Below are 22318 nucleotides of genomic sequence, written 5' to 3'. Positions count from 1 at the left end.
CCTAGTACTGGACGTACACGGGGGGCGCGGAACGACCGAACGGATCGGTGATCACCACCATGTATCCGGTGGGGCGGGGGTTGACGGTGGTGTCGCGCACCACCGTCGTCGTGGCGGTGATCGGTACCGGGGGCAGCGCGGCGCTCGGGTAGGGCCCGGACGCGAAGAACCGGTGGACCACCACCTGGTGCGGTGCGATCGCGTACCGGTGGGAGACCGGTGCGTTCGTCACGAGGATCTCGTTGTACCCCTGGCCTGGCCGGACGGTGGCCCGGGGTACGAGCTGGACCTCGGGGGTCAGCACCGTGTTCGTGGGCGGGGATGCCGGGCCCCAGCCGGACACCTGCGGACCCGCCGGTACGCCGCCGATCGGCTGGACGTCGCTACCGGCGGGCAGCGCGTCAGCCGGCAGGTGCGGTTCGGCCGGGTAGCGGACCTCGGCCAGCCAGGTCAGCCGGACGTACCCGGGGAAGCCCGCGGCCGGTCCGTCGACGACGGTGGCCGACCACGTGCCGTCGGGGCCTTTGACGAGCGGGATGCCGGTCTGCACGACGGGCATGTACTCGGGGTCGCTGTCGGCCAGGCGACCGCGCCGCAGCCGGGCCTGCGGCGGCTCGGTGAGCCCGGCGAGCAGGTCGTCGCGGAGTCCGGTGGCAGTGATGGTCACATCCACCCGGCCGTCGCCGCGCGGTCGCACCTGCACGACCGGCGCGGGCGGGCGGTCCGGCACGGGCACCGCGACCGGCGTGAGCCCGCACGTCTCGAACGGGGTCTCGACGCCGGCGCTGGTGACCGGAACCACCCGGACGAACTGCACGTTGCGCAGCGACCCGGGTAGCCGGTGGGTGAAGCGCACGACTCCGTCCGGCGCGGCCCGCAGTGGCTTCGGTGTGACGAGGGTGAACCGGCGCCGATCGGCCAGGTGACCGGAGCGCGCCCAGACCTCGGCCGCCCGCTCGCACCGCGGGCCGGCGCCCGTGCCGCCCAGCCTCCGCTCGTCGCCCAGGTACACCCGGTATCCCCACGCGCCGCCGCTCCACTCCAGACCGAGTTCGCTGTCGCCCATCGGGTTCCGCTCGGCGGCGAAGAGCAGGGTCGGCGCGACCCGCAGCGGAGCATAGGCCCGTGGATCGTGCACGGTCCGTTCGACCTCGGCGGGAGCGGACGGACGGCCGGCCGCGTCGACCAGCTTCGCGATCACGGGGATCGCCGCGGTGTCGCCGACGCCGAACTCGCGTACCGCCACGGTCGCGACGACCGACGTCACGCCGGCCGGCACCGGGATCGCGGGTTGTGGCACGCCGTCCACCGTCAGCAGGGCGGAGGTCACCGGCGCCCCGCCCGGGCTGGTCACGTCCCGGGACGGCAACGCACCCGGCAGGCTCGGTCCGGGCACACCGATCCGGATCCGCAGCGCGCCGGGCGAGCGTGGCTGGAGGCCGCCGTCCGGGATGGCGGGTCGGAACTCGGCCTCCACGATCGGCGTGGGCGGTCCGGCGACGGCCGGTGCCGGGGCGGCGACCGTGCTCCGGTCGCTCCACCGGCCGAACTCGTCGGCGCGCCACAGCCCCCAGGAGTTCGACGGGCCGGTCACCGCGAGGTCGGTGACCGAGCCCGCGTCGTCGTGGTGCCTGTCCCAGTGGGCGACCATGGCGCGGGCCCGGTCCACCGACCCGACCCGGATCGTGCCGTGCAACGAGACCGGGGTGGGGCTCAGCCTCGCCAGGCCGAGCATGCCACCGGCCGCCGGGCCGAGCAGCGGGATCCGCTGGGTCCACAGGCGCTCGCCGGTGGTCACCCGCCAGGTGGCGGCCGGCAGGGCGAGCGTGCGGGGTGCGGCGGGCCGGTCCGGGGTGGCCTTGGCCGCGACCGCGGGCACCATCAGCGGCACGGCGGTCCAGCCGTCCGTGGGGTGCGCCGCCCTCAGCTGGGTCACCCGCTGCGTGGCCAGCGCCGACAGCCCGGGGTACCGGCTGTACAGCGCGGACACGACGTGGGCCGGCGGTGGGAAACCGGTGATGAGCGAGCGCAGTGTGCCAGCGTCGTGCGGCCGGTCCAGCGGCAGCAGCCACAGTCCGGCGACCATCCACAAAGTGCAGACCGACGTGCCGGTCGGCGGGTTCACCCGGGCGGCCAGCCCGAGATGGCGGGCGACGGCCGGGTCGACGGCCGCGGCGAGGAGCGCGTTGAGCGGGGAGATCGTGCCGGAGGCGTCGGCGACCGGGCCGCCCGCCAGACTGACCCTGGCGTCCAGCGGCGGCGTCGCGGGGTCGGTGAAGGCCCGCGCCAGCCAGTAGTCGAGGCCGGACGACGCCCCGGACAGAGCCTGTACCCGGTTCACCTCGTCAGCCGGGGTCAGCGGGACCACCGCGCCGTCCGGGCGGTCCGGGGGGCCCATCCGTCTGGCCGCGCCCTGCTCCACCCGCGTCCGGGCGGCGGCCACCGGATCGGTCGCCGGTTCCGGGGCGTACCAGGGGCCGGAGCCGATCGGCAGGCCGAAGGAGACCGCCTGGGCAGGGTCGATCACGATGTACGGCGACTCGGTGCTGACGATCTCGACCAGGTCGACCACGCCCGCGCCGCTGACGCGCAGCAGCGTGATGTCGGTGCCGCCGAACTCGTACGACGGGGCGGTGCGGGTGGCCAGCACCCTGGGTTCGGCGTCGGGCAGCTCGGCGGTCGGGTCCAGCACGTCGACCCGGAAGGCGCTGCCCGACTGGGTGAGCAGCCGGACGAAGCAGCACCGCACCGCCCGGAACGTCCACTGCCAGCCATGGAGCACGAGGTAGTGGACGTCACCGGAGCCGGTGTGCCGGATGCCACCGCCGGTGGCGGCGACGGAGAGGTCGGGGTTGAGCCACACGTGCTGTGTCGAGGTCTCCAGCTTGTCCGGTCGGGTGTAGATCGGCACGACGTCGATGCGGAAGGCCGTGAGCGGATGCAGCGGGAGCCCGATCCGGGGCGAGACGTTCACCCGCAGATGGGTTCCGTCGGGCAGCCAGGGGTCGCTCGTCGTGGTGATCGCCGACGCGCGCAGCAGGTGGCTCGGGGCCGCCGCCGACTGCCCGGCGGCCATGGGTTCCGCCGCCAGCGGCTTGGCGGCGGCCGGGTTCGTGGCCGCCACCGATGCCACGCCGCCGGCCACCGCCCCGCCGAGCAGGCTACGACGCGAGAGTCCCTTGTCCGACATCAGATCTCCTGGGCGAAGCGGGGGGTGGTGTTGCAGGAGCAGAGCAGGTACGTGGTAGCCGTGGTCGTGCCACCGGTGGCGAGCGGGCGGTTCTCCTCGATGCTCAGCCGAAGCCCGGCGGAGGGGACCGCGGGCGAGGTCGTGCGCAGTAGCACGCGGCACCCGGAGCTGTCCCGCCAGACCTGGTTGAAGGGGTTCGGGGCGCTCAGTGACCCCAACCGGACCCGGGACGGGGCGTTCCCGTCGGCGCCGGGCTCCCGGCCCATGTCCGGCCGCTCCAGCGGTTCCGGCGACTCCAACAGCACCCCGGACAGCAGCCAGCCGGAGCCGCTGCGGATCCACAGCGCGCTCGTCCGGGCCCGGGGCGTCGGACGAAGATCGAGGCCGAGGTCGCGCAGCACACGGGCGAACACACCATCGCCGACTCCGGGCGGGGGCAGCGTCGTGGGGGCCGACACCGCCAGGTCGCCCGCGAGGCCGGTGGTACCGGTGCTGACGAAACCGAGGTCCGTGAACTGTTCGAGCGCGGAGGCGTAGCGGGAGGTGGTGAAGACCACGCCGGGCAGGCCGACTCCGCCGGTGGTCTGCCCCTGTCTGCGGAACCAGGTGGCCAGGTCGTAGGTCGCGTTCGGCTCCAGGGACGCCTCGGGCACCAGCGACGCGCCGACGGCCGGGCGACGGCACGCCCCGCTCGATTCGAGCGCCAGCGTGTGGAGCCGCTGGTCGGGCCGGGCGAGTTGCCAGACCCCGAGCAGCGTGACCAGCCGCGCGGTGACCAGGTCGGGAGGTGGGGCGGCCGCCGGCTGGGTGTCGGTTCGGCGCAGCCGGAGCAGGGTGTCGTACCCGTAGCGTCCGGCCAGCGCGGTGATGTGCTTCCGGGTGAAGCTGGCCGCCACCGGGTCGTCGTGGTACCAGAAGCGGGTGCCATCGCCGGGCACGTAGCCCAACAGGTACCGCTCCAGGTAGGTCGGGTCGAACCGGTCGACGGTCCGGAAGATCGGCGCGAAGGCGCTGGCGGCGAACTGGGGTGGCGCGCTTCGCGTACCGGACTCCGGCGCGGTGCGGAAGTAGTAGTCCGTGCTCGGCAAGGCCTTCTCGCCCTCCGGGCCGCGCACCACCATGGTGTTGCTGATCTTGTACAGGGTGCCGGGTCGGAGCAGGTTGGTCCCGTCGTCCAGCGGCCGCTCCGCCTCCGCCCGGCCTGCGGCGGCGGCCTGCGCCCGGCTCGCGCTGACCGCGGCCGCGTCGTTCTGCGCCGTCAGGTTGATCCCGCGTACGCCCAGCACCTCGACCCGGCTGCGTGCGTGGTAGTACAGCCGGAAGCCGCCCTCGAGGGTGTTCGACGGCGGGGTGTAGCAGTAGATGCGGTGGCTGGGGTCCGGGTTGAGGGTCTGCGCGCGGGTCCACTGGGTGGAGGTGCCCAGCGAGTACACGCGGATGCTGTCCTCGGTCGTGGTCGTCCGCACCCGCAGCCACACCCGGAACTGGGCGATGGGCTCGTCGAAGGTGAACTGTGCGAGGGCGAGCATCGGCGCGCCGGTCGCGATGCGCCATTCTCCCTGGAGCGGATGGGGCAGGAGCAGCCCGCCGGAGAACGTCCGGTCCGGCGTGGCGGCGGCGACCTTGCGGGGCCCGCCGGGATTGACGGGCGCCGGGAGACCGACCGAGGCGAACCAGGACGCCCGCAGCGGCTCGCCGTCCAGGGTGACCGTCACCCGTGCCGCCAACCGCCCACGGAACCGGCTGGCCGACCCCGCCTCCGGCGGAATCTCCCAGCCGGCAGCGGTCCGTCTGGCATCGACGCCGAGCAGCCAGCCGGCCTGCGCGGTGAACGCCGGCCCGCACAGGTTGCGCAGTGGGACCAGCGGGTCCTCCGGCAGGCTCACGCCGCCGTCGGCCAGGGTCTGCAACCACGGGACCGGGTCGGTGGAGAGCAGGCTGAGGTGCCGCGCGGTGGTCAGCGGGTTGGGCGAGTTCTGGTCGGCGGCCGGAATCCACCAGGTGGCGTCCGGGTTGCCCGGCACCGTGGTCTCACCGTCGGCGGTGACGCTGACCATCGTCAGATGGGTGAGGACGTACTGGTAACGCAGCTCCGACGTCCCGGCCTCACCGGTGCTGGGGTGCGGGTCGACCAGCCGGAACGGGCCGACGTCGCTCGGCGTGCCCTCGGTGCGGGGACCGACGGTGAAGGCCAGCACCGGCACCACGTCCGGCCACACCACCGGGGCGTCGTCGGGGTCGGTGGCCGCGTCGGCGACCGTACGGCCGTTGCGGTCGGACAGCGCGACCCCGGTCAGCGGGCTGGCCAGCGGGGTCGGCGGCGGGCCGGGTTCGTCGCCGAGGCGGAAGTCCACGCAGCCGCCGATGGAGAAGAAGGCGAGGTCCACCTCGCCGCAGACGTGGAAGTCGACCATGTGCCGCAGGCCCGGCCCCACCTGCACCTTCAGCGCCGCGCTCGCCGCGACCGAGACCGGGCCGAGGTCGAGCGAACCGGACAGTCGGCCGTCGGCGGCGAGGACCAGCGACTGTCCCTGTTCGTCCGGGTAGGGCATGGTGCCGATCCCCGCGACCACCGACGCGGACATCTCCAGGCCGAGCGGGCCGAAGCGCAGGTCGCGGTGCCAGCCGGCGCCCATGCCCACGGAGAAGCCGGCGAGGTCGCGGCCGTCGTCGAACAGGTCGGGCAGGCCGTTGCCCGCGACCATGAAGAACGCCCAGGCGTGCTCGTCGAGGATGTCCGGCAGGATGGTCAGCAGCACCGGCGCGCCGCGGCCGAGCTTGTCGTCGCCGCCCACCCGCAGGAACCAGTCCCTGCTGTGCCGGGGGAAGTGCGCGCCGACGGGCACGGTCAGGTCGAACAGCACCGGCACCCGGTAGCTGCCACGCAGCCCGATGGTGAGTCCGCTGTCGCCGTACGCGAGACCGCCCAGGTAGTTGATCAGGTCTCCGTCGGGTGCGGTGCCGACCTCGCTCAGCTGCGCCCTCGGCGCGAGCAGGGTGCCCTTGAGGCTGGCGTTGACGGCCACGTCCGGCACGCTCAGCGCGAACATCGCCCGGGCGGAGAACGTGAACCCCAGGTCCGGAACGGTGCCCAGCACCGCGCCGATCCCCAGCGTCGTGCTGCCCGGCTGAAAGCGGGTGTCCCCGGCCCGGCGCGGGTCCCAGGAGAGCTGCTGGACGACGACGTCGTCGCCGGGTCGCAGCGCGATCGCGGTGTTGGTGCCGAAGACGCCCAGGAAGCCGAACACGCCGAGGCCGGTCGGACCCAGGGGCACCGGCCCGGGCAGGTCGATGGCGAACACGACCAGGATCTGGTTGCCGTCGGGCCCGTGGTCGGCGGTCATCAGGTACGCGTCGGCGGCGAGGTTCAGCGGCGGAACACTCGCCGCCAGCCGGATGTCGGTGATCGGACGGCCGGTCGTGGCATCGGAAACGATCTTGAGCTGGCCGCGCCCCTCGATGACGTCCAGACCATTACCCGCGCCGGGGAAGGCCAGCGTCACCGCGAGTCCGCGCAGGGTGACGTCGAGCGAGCCGCCGCTCACGGTGGCCCGGATGGTGGCGCCCTCGACCCGCACCGGCCCGAGGTCCAGCGCGAAGGCCAGGTCCACCTCGAACCAGTTCGAGCCCTTGCCGGACCGGGTGCCCAGCACGTCGAACAGTGACCCGAGGTGCTCGACCTGCCAGCCGCCCGGGTCCTCGACGTCCACCCGGGCGGAGCGGTAGTCGAGGGTGTAGCGGTCCAGGCCGCTGGCGTTCATGTCGACCCGTAGACGTACGCCGTGGAAGCGCACCCGCATCGGCCGGGCCGGGTCCATGCTGACGCCGAACCCGTTGCCGCCACCCACCGTGAGCGGCTTGACCACGATGTCGGCGCTGTAGTCGACGGTGAAGTCGAACACCGAGGCCGTGGAGTAGCCGATGGTCACCCCGTGCACGACGACCCGGCCCTGCTGCGTGAGCACGGCGCTGAGCCCGAGCGCGGCCACGAGCAGGTCGTGCAGGAGCGCGCCGCTGCCGTCGTCGCCCGGCCGCGGCGGCGGCTTCGGCGCGTCCGCCATCACCGCCGTGGCCAGCGCCGCAGCGGTGATCACCGCCTTCGGCGCCACGGACGACTGCGGGTCGGCGCGTACGGTGATCAGGCCCTGGTCACCGTCGGCCTCAAGGGCCGCGGTGAACCCGACGACCACCGGGCTCTGCCGGGGGTCGCGGGCGTAACGGACCCGGAGCCGCGTCGGGGCTCCCCCGCCGACGGTCAACTCCTCCCCGACGGCGGGGACCTTCATGCCGTCGACCGGCAGCAGCGCGACGATCTCGATGAGCGTGGGCAGCAGGTCGCCCAGCCTGGTCGCGGCGGGATCCCGCCACTGGACGACGGCGGTCAACTCGGGACGGCCGTCCGCCGCCGGCAGTCGCACGGTGGCCGTCGCGTCCACACCCGCCGGGCTGGTCAACGACAGGCTGGCGGTGACCGTGGTGCCGCCGGCAAGCGGAACGCCGCGCGGCACGTACAGCTTCAGCTCCGGGATCGACAGGCCGCGCCATGCCGGATCAAGGCCGTTGGGCGACATCGTCGGGTTGTCGTCGATCAGGATGACGCCGTCGGTGACGCTCATGCCGACGCCGGTCGTGCCGAACAGCATCGCCGACGGGCTGATCCGCACCGTGACCAGCTCGTTCTCGGCCAGGTTCTTCGGCAGCAGTCGCATCTTTGCCGACTGGCCGGCTGCCCCCGTCACCCGCACGACCAGTTCGCCGTCCACCCGCAGCCGCCCGGCCACCGGCTCCAGCCACTCCTGCCGACCGGCGCCCGTACCGCTCGAACGCGGCTCCGCGGGCACGAGCGGCGGCGCGGTCGGGAAGTAGAACAGCGCGCCCGTACCCGACAACGCGATGTCGGCGCGCCAATTGCTCGGGGTTCCCTGGAGAGTCACCACCACGGGACGACCGGTGGCCATGGTGAAGCTGAGGAAGCCGGGCAGCGCCGGGCTCAGCGTGACGACGCCCGTGACCGTCGTTCCCGACTGGACCACCACCTGGTTCACCGACCGCAGCAACGTGTCGATGTCCGGCGGAATCACCACCAGGACCGTGAAACTCCGAGAGTCCAGGTATTCCCGCAAATTCATGAGAAGCCCCATTCGGGTCCGCGGGCAGGGTCAGGACGAGCCGATCGCCGACCATCCGCTCCGGACGCAATTCGTCAGGAAGGGCGCGACAAGTCAGCGACAGTCGCCAGCCGAACAGGTGTGATCATTGGAGCTTGCCTATATGTAAATTGAAACACGCTCGTGGCACCGTTCTCTACTGGCGACCGAACGGTCGGGCCCGCGCTCCCGAGGCCTACGGGCGAGCGCGGCCTCGGCGACCAGCCGCAGCCCCAGGTGTCGCGCCATGACGGACGGTTCGACCCGGGACTACGTATTTGTCGCCCGCCATGACGGCCAGCCCTGGGGCCAGGTGTCGGGCCAGTTGCCGTCCGGGGCTGCCACCACGGTCCCGGTCAGGCTGAGCACGTCTCGGGTGAGCCGTTCGGCGATGTCGCCGATATCGGCAGCGGTCAGCGGCACCCAGTGGTCGAAGCGCTTGTCGACTGCGCTGTTGACCAGCGCCTCAGCGTGTTCCGCAGGCACGTCGGCGGCAGTGAGGAACCACCGTAGGACCAGGCGGCACCAGCCCTGCCAGCCGTCGTCATCCACGACGGGGGCAACGACGGTCCTCATCAGGTGCGCGATGGCGGCCTCCCAGGCGGCCACGATGTCACCCGGCCCCGCTTGTGCCGGATCGAGCAACGGCAGCAACCGGTCGAACCGCTCGGCCAGGCTGTCCAACCACCGCCGCCAGACCAGGAGCGATCCGGCGACGAAGGCCGGTGCCTCGGCTGGTGCGGGAATGCGTTCGGTGACCCAGCCCAGCCGCTCGCCCTCGCCGGGCCCCCAGTACCAGCGGTAGGCCCACGGTCCGTAACGGTCGGACAATGCCATGCTGACGGCGTCGACCCATGCCCAGGCTTCCGATTCCCCGATCCACCAACCCTCGCGCCATACCGGCACGGGTGGCGGCGCGGGCACCATCGTCCGAACCAGAGCCGGCACCTCGATCGGGTCGAACGGGTATCGCGTGGGGTCGACCTCCGCCCACGTCGCCAGAGCCGGCGGTTCTTTCGGCCCCTCGTTCACCATAGATCATCATCGTGACAGCGGATCACGCCTGGCGTCGAGCGAGTATCCGCGAGAGTGCGCGCTCATCGGCTGGTCACCGGTTGCTCCGACTGTCGTCTGCCGGAACACCGGCCGCGTACGGGAGCCCTTCCGGGCTCGGCTGGTCAGCGGCTTCGTGGCAGTCGTCGGTCGGGAGTACGGGCATGGTGAAACGGAGCGCGCTTCCCTCGTCCACGGTCGTGTCGGCCCAGATCCTGCCGCCGTGGTACTCGACGATCTTCTTGACGATCGCCAGGCCGATGCCCGTCCCCGGGTAGGCGTCCTTGGAGTGCAACCGCTGGAAGATCACGAAGATCTTGTCCGCGAACTCCGGTTCGATCCCGATACCGTTGTCCCGGCAGGTGATCTCCCACTCGCCGTCCACCAGACGCGCCGACACATGCACCCTCGGCGGCACGTCCGGCCGACGGAACTTCACCGAGTTGCTGACCAGGTTCGCCAGCAGATTGGTCAGCAACGGCTCCTCACCCCGGATGGTCGGCAACTCCGACCAGGTCAACTCGGCACCGGCCTGCTGCCGGGCGACCTCCGTCTGCCCCGCCACCTCCGCCATCACCCGATCCAGGTCCACCTCCGTGAAACCCGTCGTCAGACGACCGATCCGGGAGAACGCCAACAGATCGTTGATCAGACGCTGCATCCGCTGCGCCCCGTCCACCGCGAACCCGATGTACTGGTCGGCACGCTCGTCGAGCTGCCCCGCGTAACGACGCTGGAGCAACTGACAGAAACTCGCCACCTTACGCAACGGCTCCTGAAGGTCGTGCGAAGCCACGTACGCGAACTGCTCCAGGTCACGATTGGACCGGACCAACTCCTCAGCCTGCTTCTGCAACTGCGTGTTGACCCACTCGATCCGCTCCCGGGCCTCCCGCACCTCGGCGAGATCCTCGGCGATCTTCTGTCGCATGGCGTCGATGTCGACCGCGAGTCGGCGGAACTCCGTCGGGCCGCTGCCCTCGATGTGGTGGTGGTAGTCGCCCTCGGCGACTCTGCGCACTCGAACCGCCAGCGCGGTGATGGGAGCGACCACCGTCCGGTCGATGGCGACCACGAGGATCACCCCCAGGGCCAGGACCAGCGCCAAGGCGGCACCGAGCAGCCCCACGAGCAGGTTGCTGCTGCCCTCGACCGCTGAGACGGCGGACTGGCGTACGCGGAAGATGTCCGCCTGAAGTCGTTCGACAGCCACTCGGATCTGCTCGAACTGCGCGCGGGCCTCGTCGTTGATCAACGCCCGTCCGGCGGCGCCGCCTCCCTGGGTGGCGGCGATGACGGGCTCTGCCACCGCCCCACGCCACTGCGCGGACCGCTGCTCGACGGCGACAAGATCCCGCCTGATCTGCGGGTACGGCTGCGCCAGGTCGTCGAGCGAGGCGATCAGGGTCTGCTCCTGCGCGACGCCGCTGCGGTAGGCAGCCAGGTCGGCGGGGTCGCCGCCGACCGCGTACCCGCGGATGGCTGTCTCCTGGTCGACGAGGGAATTCAGGAGCTCCTGCCCCTGCACCCGCAGGGGACCGGTCCGGTTCAGAACGGTGTCGAGCTGACCACGGTGTCGCGCGGCGACGGCCGCCTCGACCACGGCAAGACCCACCAGTAGGACGCCCGCGACGGTGAGCAGCGCGAGCAGCCGACGGCGCAGGGTCCAACCTCTGCGGTAGGTGTTCACCGGCCACCCTCCGGGCTCACCAGCAGCAATGCATCCTCCACGCGGCCACGAGCAGAACCGCCCCGCCGCACAGGCCGATTGATCCTGCCCCACCTCTTTGCCCGATGGCAAACGTCCGTAGCGCGGCTCGGCGCGGTCGAGCCGGTCGGGCCGTGGAACGCTACGGTTGTCCAGGGCTGAGCTGGACGGTCTGGGTGAGCGGCGCGTGGCGGATCAGGTGGTCGGAGCCTGCTCTACGATGCCGCGGGGGTCACGGCTTCCGAGGGTGGCATCGGACCTGCGCCGTCCACGGCGACGATCAGGGTGAGACGTCCGGTTCGAGGGAGTTGTCGCAACGATGAGCAGCGCTCAGCGGGGGCCGCTGACTGGTGGGGACGTGTTCGCCGGGGGCGGTGAGATCGGTCGTGACCTCGCGAAGGTGGACTGGGCGTCCACGCCGCTGGGGCCGCCTGCCGACTGGCCGCAGAGTCTGCGGACGGCGGTCAGCATCCTGCTGTCGTCGCGATTCCCGATGTGGTTGGCGTGGGGCCCGGAGCTCACGTTCTTCTGCAACAGCGCGTACCGGCGAGACACTCTCGGTAGGAAGTACCCGTGGGCGCTGGGCCGTCCGGCGGACGAGGTGTGGGCGGAGATCTGGCAGGACATCGGTCCCCGGATCAACCGGGTGCTGACGACCGGAGAGGCGACCTGGGACGAGGCGCTGCTGCTGTTCCTGGAGAGGTCCGGCTACCGGGAGGAGAGTTACCACACCTTCTCCTACAGTGCGCTGCGTGACGACGCGGGCACCATGGTCGGCATGCTGTGCGTCGTCAGCGAGGACACCGAACGGGTCGTCGGCGAGCGCCGGATGGCGACGCTCCGGGATCTCGGGTCTGATCCCAGCGTGGTGCGCACCGAGGAGGAGATGCTGACCTTCGCCAGTCGGCAACTCGGCCGCAATGCCCACGACCTCCCGTTCACGGCGACCTACCTGTTCCGGGACGACGGCAGCGCCCAGCTGGCCGCAGCCGCGGGCATCACCGCAGGTCATCCCGCCGTCCCCGGCACCATCCCGGCGGACGGTTCGCCGGCGGTGTGGCCGATGGCAGCACTGGCCCGTGGTGAGTCGGTCCTGGTGCCGCTCGACGGTGCCCTGTTCGCCGGGCTGCCGTCAGGTGCCTGGCCCGAACCGCCCAAGCAGGCCTTTCTGGTGCCGCTCCTGCAACAGGGCGGTGCACCGTACGGCTTCGTCGTCGCCGCCCTGAACCGCTACCGCCCGTTCGACGACGGATACCGGGGATTCGTCGAGCTGGCCGCAGGCCACGTCGCGACCGGGATCGCGAGCGCACGCAGCTACCGGGCCCAGCAGCAGAGGGCCGAGGAACTCGCCGAGCTGGACCGGGCGAAGACGGCCTTCTTCTCCAACATCAGTCACGAGTTCCGGACCCCGCTCACTCTGATCATGGGTCCCCTGGAAGAGCTCCGTAACCGGCTCGGTGACACCGACCCACGGGTCCGCGAGGAACTACAGGTCGTCCACCGCAACGGGCTCCGGCTCGGCAAGCTGGTCAACGCGCTGCTGGACTTCTCCCGTATCGAAGCGGGACGGATGCAGGCGCGATACGAGCCGGTGGACCTCGCCGCGGCCACCACCGACCTCGCCAGCCTCTTCCGCTCCGCGGTCGAACGCGCGGGCCTCGCCTTCGAGGTGGACTGCCCGCCGCTGCCGGAGCCGGTGTACGTCGACCGGGGCATGTGGGAGAAGATCGTCCTGAACCTGCTCAGCAACGCGCTGAAGTTCACCTTCGACGGCGTGATCCGGGTGACGCTGCGCCCGGCGGACGGGCAGGCGGTGGTGACCGTGACAGACACGGGCATCGGCGTACCCGCAGAGGAGATGCCGCGACTGTTCGAACGGTTCCACCGGATCGAGAACGCGCGGTCACGCTCGAACGAGGGCAGCGGCATCGGCTTGGCTCTGGTCAAGGAACTCGTGGGGTTGCACGGTGGCGGCATCACCGCCCACAGCGTCGTCGGCGGGGGCACGACCTTCACCATCCGGCTGCCCTTCGACGCCGCTCATCTGCCTCCGGAGGCCCTGGTGAGCGGAGAGGGCGCCGCGACTGTCTCGGCCACCGCCGATCCGTTCGTCCACGAAGCGCTGCGCTGGCTGCCCGAGGGCCCGGCCCGGGGTGCGGAATCCGATTCCCTGCTGACCGCCGGGGAGGGGCCCGGCGAGGTGGAGGGAGATGCGAGACAGGCGTCGGCCCGGGTCCTGGTCGCCGACGACAACGCGGACATGCGGGAGTACCTTGCCCGGCTGCTACGTTCCGCCGGCCACCGGGTGGAGGCGGTCGGCGACGGCCGGGCCGCGCTGGAGGCGGCACGTACCTCCAATCCCGACCTCGTGGTCAGCGACGTGATGATGCCCCGCCTGGACGGGCTGCAACTGGTCGCCGCCCTGCGAGCCGACCCCCGCACCGCGGGAACCCCCGTCCTGCTGCTGTCCGCGCGGGCCGGGCAGGAGGCCTCCATCGAGGGGTTGGAGGCGGGGGCGGACGACTATCTGGTCAAGCCGTTCTCGGCCGCCGAACTGCTCGCCCGGGTACGGGCGAACGTGGAACTGGCCCGGCTGCGCAACCACCACGCGCGGTGGCGGACCGCGCTGGTCGACTCGTTGCAGGAGGCGTTCTTCGTCTGCGACGACAAGGGTGCCGTCATCGAGATCAACACCACCTTCGCCGACATCCTCGGCTTCGGTCCCGAGAATCTGCCCTACGCGCCGACCCACCCCTGGTGGCCGAGCCAGGAGACCGAGCCGGAGGCGTACCAGCAGGTCGCCGACGCCTTCGCTCTCCTCGTCGGGCAGACCCGTGGCACCTACACCATCCCGGTGACCCACCGCGACGGTCACCGCCTGTGGGTCGCTGCGTCGTTCAACCAGGTCGAGGATCCCGACACCGGCCGACGGGTCATCGTCGGCACCTTCCGCGATGTCACCGCGGAGCACTACGCCCTGCAACGGGAGAGCGCGCTGGCCGCGCTGAGCGTCCGCCTGTCGCAGGCGGACAATCTGGCCGACGCCCTGCATGGCGTCCTCGACGAGCTACGGGGACTGTGGCGGGCGACGTGCGTCCTCGCGGCCGTCTTCGACGGCTCGCACACCCCGGCGGTGACGGCCACCGACCCGCACCTGCGCTGGGACACCCTGACCGCCGAGCGTCGGCGCACCCTCGCCGCGCTGCGGGACCGGCCACTGCTCACCACCATCGCCGACCAGATGACCGGCACCGGGATCGCCATCGAGCATCCGTACGGCACCATGGCGCTGTGGATCGATCTCGGCGAGAGACGTCCCGTCACCGAGCAGGACCAGACCCTGTTGGCCCTGCTGGCCGGGCACCTCGGCCAGGGGCTGCACCGCGTCCACCAGATCGACCAGCAACGGGAAACCGCCCTCGCGCTGCAACGCGCCATCCTCGGCCCCGCGCAGCTGCCCAGTGGATTCGCCGTACGGTACTCACCCGCCACCCGTCCGCTCAAGGTCGGCGGTGACTGGTACGACACGGTCGAACTCGCCGACGGGCAGATCGGCATCGTGGTCGGGGACTGCGTCGGCCACGGTCTCGGAGCCGCCACGGTCATGGGGCAACTGCGCAGCGCCTGCCGCGCGCTGCTGCTCCAGGACTCCAGCCCCGCCAGCACCCTCACCGCGCTCGACCGCTTCGCCGCCCAGCTTCCCGGAGCCATGTGCGCCACGGTCTTCTGCGGCGTCCTCGATCCGGCGACCGGGCGGCTGCGCTACGGCAGCGCCGGCCATCCACCGGCCATCGTCGCGGATCCCGACGGCACCACCCGACTGCTCGACCAGGGCAGATCCCGGCCGATCGGGGCCCGGGGCCGCGCCGCGCGACCCGAGGCCGAGGACGTCGTCCCGGCACGTGCCACCCTGATGCTGTACACCGACGGTCTGGTCGAACGCCGCCGCCAGCCCCTGACCGCCGGCATCGACCGCGCCGTGGCCGTCATCCAGAACGGACGAGCCGACCCCATCGAGGCGCTCGCCACCGACGTCATGAGTCAACTGACCCCGGCGGGCGGGTACGACGACGACGTCGCGCTCCTGCTCTACCGCCATCCCGGCCCCCTGGAACTGGACTTCGCCGCTGAACCCGCCGGTCTCGCACCCGTACGCAGCGCGCTGCGAACCTGGCTCGACCGCTGCGGGCTCGACCAGGCCAACGCCTACAACGTCCTCGTGGCCGCCGGCGAAGCCTGCGCCAACGCCGTCGAGCACGGGCACCGCGACAGCCCTGGCGGACGCATCCGGCTACGGGCCACCGCCACCGCCGAGGATCTGCGCCTGAGCGTCACCGACAGCGGCCGCTGGAAGGCGCCCGAGCCGGGCGCCAACCCGCACCGTGGGCGGGGACTGGCCCTCATGCGCGCCCTGATGGACACCATCACCGTCACGTCCGGCACCGCCGGCACCATCATCGACATGCAGGCGAGGATTCGATGAGCACCGCACTGACTCTGACCACCGGCCGCCGCCCGGACGGTTCCCCGGTCCTGGTCGCAGCCGGCGAGGTCGACATGAGCAACGCCGCCGAATTCGCCGCAGCCCTCGCCCATGCCGTGGAGACGGCGGCAGGCCCGGTCATGGTCGACCTCACCGCACTGGAATACCTCGACAGCGCCGGCCTCGCTGCCCTGTTTCCGCACGCCGAACGTATCCACCTGCTCGCCAGCCCGCTGCTCGCTCCCGTCCTGACCATTGCCGGCCTTGCCGACGTCATGACGCTCGTCCAGTCGTGAGCCGGCAGAGGCTGGACGCGCCATCCGACGGACACCGGGACGTCTGACCCGTCATCGACGACGCCAGACCGCGACGCCGGCCGCCGCCGCGGCAAGTCCCGCCGTCGTGATCACGCGGTGTCGGGCGAGCCACGCCTGCGGGCTGTGGACGTGCGACCGGGCGGTGAAGCTTCCCCGCACTCCGTAGTCCCTGCCCTCGACGCCGTCCGCCGGGTGCCACAGGTTCACCGGCTGGTCCGGGGCTACCGGCTGGTCTGTCTGTTGCGACCGGTACCCCGTACGTGCGAGGTAGCGGTCCAACAGCCCTGGCACGATCCGGTTGCCGAGGATGGTCAGCACGGTGGGGGCTCCCACCCAGTACTCCCGCCGCGTCGGTCGATCGGCGGCTACCACGATGGCCCGGGCCGCGACCACGGGATCGTAGATCGGCGGCACCGGCTGGGCGTGCCGGGGCAGCCGGGACAGCAGCCAGTCGAACTGCGGGGTGTTCAGTGCGGGCAGGTGCACCATGGTCACCTTGACGTTGCTGCGATCGTGCCGGAGCTCGCACCGTAGCGACTCGGTGAACCCGACGACGGCGTGCTTGGCACCGCAGTACGTGGCCTGCAGCGGAATGCCCCGGTAGGCCAACGCCGACCCGACCTGCACGATCGTCCCCCGGTCGCGGGGTGTCATGTGGGTCAGCGCCACCCGGGTGCCGTGCACGTAGCCCAGGTAGGTGACCTCCGTCGCTCGCCGGAACTCCTCCGGCCGGGTCTCCCGGAACGGCGCGAAGACCGAGCTGAAGGCGTTGTTGATCCACAGGTCGATCGGGCCCAGTTCGTCCTCGACCCGCTGCCCGGCCGCCTCCACCTGGTCGTACTGCGCCATGTCCACCTCGATGGCCAGGGGTCGGCCACCGGCCGCGCGAACGTCCTCGGCAGCGGCGTCGAGCCCCTTACGTCCCCTCGCCAGCACCGCGACCGCGATGCCCCGGCGGGCGAGGTGTCGGGCGGTGGCGCGTCCCACCCCCGCGCTGGCTCCCGTGACCACCGCCACCTGATGTCTCCGTCGGCCCATGCAGCCCCCCTGCGCCCGCCTGTGTCCGGGTGTAGTCACTGGTCTGACGGCTCATGACCGCAGCTCGTTGATCTTGTCTCGGGCGACGGTGGCCAGCGTCGCGGCCTTGTGCGGCTGGCCGCGCAGGAACGCCTCCGTGAAGTGCTTGGCCTGGTCGTACCGCACCTTGCCGGGCATGGGCGGTTCGTTCGGGTTGACGTCGCAGTCCACCAGCGCGGGACCCGGGTGCGCGAAGGCGGCGCGGACGGTCTCGGGCAGCGCCTTCGGGTCGACGACCTTCGCGCCGAATCCGCCGCACGCACGAGCCCACGCGGCGAAGTCCGCTTCCGGCTGACGGTGCCGCACCGCGTACTCGGGATAGCCGAGGACGATCTGCTCCCAGAGGATCTGCCCGTACGAGTTGTTGTTGTTGACCACCACCTTGACCGGCAGCCCGTGCCGCACGGCGGTGAGGAACTCGGCCATCAGCATGGCGAACCCGCCGTCCCCCACGAAGGCGATCACCTGCCGGCCCGGGTACGCGTGCTGCATCGCGATCGCGTACGGCAGGCCCGGGGCCATGGTGGCCAGGTTGCCCGACAGGTAGAACTCCCGTCCGCCGCGAATGGTCCAGTGCCGGGCCGCCCAGGTGGCGATGGTGCCCGAGTCGCAGGTCAGGATGGCGTCCGAGGTGGCCGCCTCGTCCACGCAGCTCATCAGGTACTGCGGGGCGACCGGTTCCCGCGCCGGGTCCTGCAACGCGACCATGTCCGAGCGCCACGCGTCGCGCGCCTGCTGGTACCTGGTCAGGAAGGACCGGTCCGTGCGGGTCGACAGCATGGGCAGCAACTGTCGCAGAGCCCGTTTCGCGTCGGCGGTGACCGCGGCGTCCAGCGGCAGCCGCATGCCGATCAGGCTGGCGTCGATGTCGATCTGGACCACCCGGGCCTGCCCCGGCGACGGCAGGTACTTCCCGTACGGGAAGGACGTGCCCACCATCAGCAGGGTGTCGCACTCCTCCATCAGCTCCTCGCTCGGCTTCGTGCCGAGCAGACCGAGGCCGCCGGTGGTGAGCGGATGGTCGTCGGGCACCACCATCTTGCCGGGCAGCGTCTTGACGATCGGGCTGGCCAGCGCCTCGGCCACCAGGAGAACCTCGTCCCGGGCGTGCCGGGCGCCGACGCCGACCAGCATGGCGACCTTCGTTCCGGCGTTGAGCACCTCCGCCGCGCGGGTCAGGTCGGCCTGCTCCGCCGGCACCGCCGGCTGCGACACCACCGGGCTGCTCGTCGGCGGCGTGCCGGGGCTGACATGCCGGTACGGGTCCGCCTCGGCGGCGGCGACCTGCACGTCGTTGGGGAAGCTCAGGTGGGCGACGGTCCGCATGGCCAGGGCATGACGGATGGCGATGTCGACCACCCCGGGCACCTGCTGCGGGTTGGTGACCATGAGGTTGTACGCCGCCACGTCCTGGTAGAGCAGCGGGGTGTGCACCTCCTGCTGGTAGTGCGAGCCGAGCACCGACGTCTCCTGCATCCCGGTGATGGCCAGCACCGGCACGTGGTCGAGTTTCGCGTCGTACAGTCCGTTGAGCAGGTGGATCGCGCCCGGCCCGGAGGTGGCGGCGCAGACGCCGAGCCGCCCCGTGGCCTTGGCGTACCCGGTGGCCATGAACGCCGCCGCCTCCTCGTGGTGCACCAGCACGAAGTCGAGCTTCTCCCGCTGCCGGCGGAATCCCTCCATCAGGCCGTTGATGCCGTCGCCGGGCAGGCCGAAGACGGTGTCGACACCCCAGGCCACCAGCCGCCGGGCCAGGCTCTCGCCCACGATCTCCTGCACGTCGTTCCCCCTCGACACGGGTTCGTCCACTGGTTCGACTCGCTGTTCGGTAGCTGCCGGAGCGCCGCGCATCGCGGCACCCGGTGACGGCGGAACGCGGCTACCCGGCCTTCAGAGGGGCAAACCCACCAAAGGCCCCAGACTTCGTATTCCTGGTCACCTGCGGCGACGTTCGCGCCGCTGCCGGAGGGCCACCGCGAGGAGCGAGACCCCCAGCGCGGTGTCGCCCCACCGGCGCAACGCGACGCGGACCCGGCCGGGTGGCGGGGACGGCGGGGGGCCGGGCACCCGCACCTGGTCCACGCCGGGGTAGGCGATCCGGGCCGCGTCGGCCGCCTCCTGCGCGGTCGGCACGACCCGGTTGCCGACGAGGACGACCCCGGCCCGCTCGTCGCGGTAGCGCCAGCGCCACACCGGACCGTCCGGCCAGAGTTCGATCCGCTCCCCCGGCCGGTCCGACGCCGGCACCTCCGGCGCGTCGGTCCCGCCCGCCGACCCGGTCCCGCCCGCCGACCCGGTGCCGCGTGGCGTGCGGCCACCCGCCACGGCGTGGCCGTCCGCCGGCCCTCGGGCGGCCCGCAGGTCGGCCCCGGTCAGGTCACCGAGGCGCGCGGCGTCGCCCCGGCGCAACGCGCGGGCCAGCAGGAAGGCCAGCGCCCCGGCGAGCACCGGCAGCACCAGCGCCAGCACTCGGAAAACGTCGAGGACGTCGTACAGCGGCACGCGCAGCAGCCGGGCGACGATGTCGTCGCCGGCCGCGACGACCAGCACGCCGAAGAACGTCAGGGCGGTCACCCCGATCCCCGTCCGGACCGGATGGTCCCGGGGCCGGTCGAGCAGCTGGTGGGCCCGACGGTCGCCGCCGCACCAGCGCTCCAGGAACGGCCAGGCGTAGAGGGCGAGGAAGGTGACGCCGCCGAGCACCACGCCCGGGAAGAACGGCGCGGGCACCAGGTGACCGGCGACGTGGATCTCCCAGGGCGGGAACAGCCGCAACGCCCCGTCTCCCCAGGCGACGTACCAGTCCGGCTGCGCGGGCGAGCTGGCCTGGTCCGGGGCGAACGGGCCGTAGAGCCAGACCGGGTTGATCTGCACGAGACCGCCGAGGGCGAACAGCACCGCCAGCACCCAGGCGAACAGCGCCAGGGAACGCAGGGTGTAGCTGGGGTAGAGCCGGGAGCCGACCACGTTGTGGTCGGTCCGACCGGGACCGGGGAACTGGCTGTGCTTCTGCCGGACGATGATCGCCAGGTGCACGGAGACGAGCGCGATGAGCAGCGCGGGCACCAGCAGCACGTGGGTGACGAACAGCCGCGGGATCATCTCGTCGGAGGGGAACTCGCCGCCGAGGCCGAGGAAGGCCAGCCACGAGCCGACCAGCGGGATCGACTCCACCACCGAGACGATGATCCGCAGGCCGAGGCCGGAGAGCAGGTCGTCGGGCATCGAGTAGCCGGTGAAGCCGTTCGCCAGGGCCAGCATCAGCATGGTCACGCCGACCAGCCAGTTCAGCTCCCGGGGCTTGCGGAACGCGCCGGTGAAGAAGATCCGCGCCAGGTGCACCAGGATCGCCGCGACGAAGACCAGGGCCGCCCAGTGGTGGGTCTGCCGGATCAGCAGACCGGCCCGTACGTCCCAGCTCAGCCGCAACGTCGAGGCGTACGCGGCGGAGGTCGTGGTGCCGTCCAGCGGAGCGTACGAGCCGTGGTAGACCCGGTCGGCGGAGCTCGGCTCGAAGAAGAGGGTCAGGTAGACGCCGGTGAGGACGAGCGCGACGAGGGAGTAGAGGGCGATCTCGCCGAGCATGAACGACCAGTGGTCCGGGAACACCTTCGCCATCGCCCGGCGGGTCAGCGGGGAGAGCCGCAGCCGGTCGTCGGTCGCGCGGGCCAGCCGGTCGAGGATCACGGCCGGTTCCAGAAGCCGGCGCCGGGCGGCGCGGTGAAGTCCCCGGTCGCCCGGAGATGACCGTCCGGGTCGACCTCGACCGGCAGGCCGGGCAACGACCGGGCGGCGGGTCCGGCGACCGGGGCGGCGTCGGCGAAGAGGTCGAACGACGACTGGTGGCAGGGGCACAGGATCCGGCCGGTGCCCTTGAGGTAGAGCCGCACCGGACAGCCGGCGTGGGTGCAGAGCAGCGAGTAGACGACCAGTCCGTCCAGGTGCCCGGCGGACGGTGGTCGGGTGAACCGCTCGGGCCGCAGCCGGACGGCGAAGGCCGGGGCGTCACCGGCGTCGACGCCGCCCTCGGGGAACACCCCGACCACGGTGCCGGCGGGCACGTCCTCGGGGCGCAGCGGCTGCCCGCCCCCGGTCAGCAGCCGTACGCCCGGCCCCCACGGGGTGTCCCGGCGGGCCTGCACCGGCCGGGCACGGTCCCACGGGAGCAGCGACCGGAGCGGGAACAGCGCCGCGACGCCGAGCGCGGTCAGGGCCAGGCCCAGCGTGGCCACGAGGCCGCGCCGGCGGATCGGGCTGTCCGGCGCGGTCAGTGCCGCGGCGGTCAGCGTCTGCTCGACCGGCGGCGGGGTGAAGCCCTCGTGTTCCTCGACGTACCCGCCGGTCGGCGCGAGCCGGCGTCCCCAGATCGCCAGGCCCGTCGCCAGCCCGGCGAACGCCACCGCCAGGCACACCCCCTCCCACTGGGTCTGCCCACCGAGACCGTAGACGACCGTGAAGCCGACCGCCCCGGCGGCGCTGGTCAGGAAGGACAGGATGATGCGCCGGTTCACCCCGGGCGGTGTCGGTGCCACCGGTGGTCGTCGGCTCACTCTCCGGCCCTCCTGCCGAGCCAGCGGGCCGCCGCGACGAGCAGGCCCAGCGTGGCGATCCAGGCGACGATGCCCTCGGCCAGGGGGCCGAGCCGGCCTAGCGGGTTCCCGCCCCGGTCCGGCCGGTGGCCGCGCAACTGCTGGACGTAGGTGGTCAGGTCGTTCACCTGCTGGTCGGTGAGCACCTGGCTGGGGAAGACGGGCATCAGGCCGGGGCCGACCCGGATCGCCTCGGCGACCTGGACGGGCGTCGCGTCGTACAGCGGCGGCGCGATCCAGCCGTCGGTCAGCGGCGCCCCGGAACCGGTCGCGCCGTGACAGGGGGCGCAGTTCGCCGCGAAGAGTTCCCGACCGGCGGTGAGGCTGCCCGGGGCGACCCGGGGGATCTGCGGGCCACCACCGCCGAAGCTGGTCACGTGGTCGACCAGCGCGGCGATCTCGTCGGCCGAGAAGACCGGTTCGCCACGGCGCGGTTGCCGCGTCTCGGCCGGGACGGGCATCCGTCCGGTGGCGAGCTGGAAGTCCACCGACGCGGCCCCGACCCCGACCAGCGAAGGGCCACGCGAGCTGCCCTGGCCCTGATCGCCGTGACAACTCGCGCAGCTCTGCCGGTACAGCTCCCCGCCCCGGTTCTGTTCACCCGGTGCCGTCCCGGTGGGGCTGCCACTCGACGCGGCGGGGTGGGGTGGGGTGGGTACCGCGAGGGCCGCCGGTCCGGTGGCCAACGCCAGTACGGCGCCCGCCGCGCCGGCGCGCGTCACCCACGACCACTGGCGTGCCCGGGTACGCATCG

The 22318-nt window shown here is 72.2% G+C and carries 11 protein-coding genes; 2 read left to right on the top strand and 9 right to left on the bottom strand.

The window, feature by feature from the left end:
- Position 1: 1 nt before the first annotated feature.
- The 4 genes from GA0070618_RS22585 to GA0070618_RS22570 form a co-directional block, all read right to left on the bottom strand.
- Positions 2–3190, bottom strand: coding sequence for a hypothetical protein (locus tag GA0070618_RS22585; protein ID WP_088983410.1), 3189 nt, complete (start codon positions 3188–3190; stop codon positions 2–4).
- Positions 3190–8271, bottom strand: a complete 5082-nt coding sequence (locus tag GA0070618_RS22580) for a hypothetical protein (RefSeq protein ID WP_157748987.1) — start codon at positions 8269–8271, stop codon at positions 3190–3192. Before GA0070618_RS22580 ends, GA0070618_RS22585 begins: the two co-directional genes overlap by 1 nt.
- A gap of 336 nt (positions 8272–8607) precedes the next feature.
- Positions 8608–9264: a hypothetical protein gene (locus tag GA0070618_RS22575; protein WP_231931407.1), complete on the bottom strand. Its 657-nt coding sequence runs from the start codon at positions 9262–9264 to the stop codon at positions 8608–8610.
- 181 nt (positions 9265–9445) lie between these two features.
- Positions 9446–11080 carry a sensor histidine kinase gene (locus GA0070618_RS22570; RefSeq protein ID WP_088983407.1) on the bottom strand — a complete coding sequence of 545 codons (1635 nt, stop codon included), beginning with the start codon at positions 11078–11080 and terminating at the stop codon, positions 9446–9448.
- A gap of 337 nt (positions 11081–11417) precedes the next feature.
- Here GA0070618_RS22570 and GA0070618_RS22565 point away from each other — a divergent pair, with 337 nt between their 5' ends.
- Positions 11418–15581, top strand: coding sequence for a SpoIIE family protein phosphatase (locus tag GA0070618_RS22565; protein ID WP_088983406.1), 4164 nt, complete (start codon positions 11418–11420; stop codon positions 15579–15581).
- Positions 15578–15877 (top strand): STAS domain-containing protein, encoded by a 300-nt coding sequence (locus GA0070618_RS22560; protein ID WP_088983405.1) that lies wholly within the window; start codon positions 15578–15580, stop codon positions 15875–15877. The genes GA0070618_RS22565 and GA0070618_RS22560 overlap by 4 nt, the downstream gene beginning before the upstream one ends.
- Positions 15878–15928: 51 nt before the next feature.
- Here GA0070618_RS22560 and GA0070618_RS22555 read toward each other — a convergent pair whose 3' ends face one another.
- From GA0070618_RS22555 to qcrC, 5 genes are all read right to left on the bottom strand, one after another.
- On the bottom strand, positions 15929–16936 hold the full coding sequence (locus GA0070618_RS22555) for an SDR family oxidoreductase (RefSeq protein WP_088983404.1): 1008 nt from the start codon (positions 16934–16936) through the stop codon (positions 15929–15931).
- 51 nt (positions 16937–16987) lie between these two features.
- A complete protein-coding gene (locus tag GA0070618_RS22550; protein WP_088983403.1) occupies positions 16988–18754 on the bottom strand; it encodes a thiamine pyrophosphate-dependent enzyme in 1767 nt (588 codons plus the stop codon).
- 156 nt (positions 18755–18910) lie between these two features.
- Entirely contained in the window at positions 18911–20662 is a 1752-nt protein-coding gene (qcrB, locus tag GA0070618_RS34330) for a cytochrome bc1 complex cytochrome b subunit (RefSeq protein WP_197701595.1), read from the bottom strand.
- A complete protein-coding gene (locus GA0070618_RS22540; protein ID WP_157748986.1) occupies positions 20659–21525 on the bottom strand; it encodes a QcrA and Rieske domain-containing protein in 867 nt (288 codons plus the stop codon). The genes qcrB and GA0070618_RS22540 overlap by 4 nt, the downstream gene beginning before the upstream one ends.
- Positions 21522–22316: a cytochrome bc1 complex diheme cytochrome c subunit gene (gene qcrC, locus GA0070618_RS22535; RefSeq protein ID WP_088983402.1), complete on the bottom strand. Its 795-nt coding sequence runs from the start codon at positions 22314–22316 to the stop codon at positions 21522–21524. Before qcrC ends, GA0070618_RS22540 begins: the two co-directional genes overlap by 4 nt.
- Between the last annotated feature and the right edge of the window lie 2 nt (positions 22317–22318).

It is taken from the genome of Micromonospora echinospora (assembly GCF_900091495.1).
Lineage (GTDB): Bacteria > Actinomycetota > Actinomycetes > Mycobacteriales > Micromonosporaceae > Micromonospora > Micromonospora echinospora.
Note: the sequence above shows the minus strand (reverse complement) of the source record. Positions and strands in the feature narration are given on the sequence as shown.

Excerpts from the sequence above, each read along its gene's own strand:
- GA0070618_RS22560 (WP_088983405.1), top strand. The coding sequence starts at position 15,578 with ATGAGCACCGCACTGACTCTGACCACCGGCCGCCGCCCGGACGGTTCC.
- GA0070618_RS22575 (WP_231931407.1), bottom strand. The coding sequence starts at position 9,264 with ATGGTGCCCGCGCCGCCACCCGTGCCGGTATGGCGCGAGGGTTGGTGG.
- GA0070618_RS22585 (WP_088983410.1), bottom strand. The coding sequence starts at position 3,190 with ATGTCGGACAAGGGACTCTCGCGTCGTAGCCTGCTCGGCGGGGCGGTG.
- GA0070618_RS22555 (WP_088983404.1), bottom strand. The coding sequence starts at position 16,936 with ATGGGCCGACGGAGACATCAGGTGGCGGTGGTCACGGGAGCCAGCGCG.
- GA0070618_RS22565 (WP_088983406.1), top strand. The coding sequence starts at position 11,418 with ATGAGCAGCGCTCAGCGGGGGCCGCTGACTGGTGGGGACGTGTTCGCC.
- qcrC (WP_088983402.1), bottom strand. The coding sequence starts at position 22,316 with ATGCGTACCCGGGCACGCCAGTGGTCGTGGGTGACGCGCGCCGGCGCG.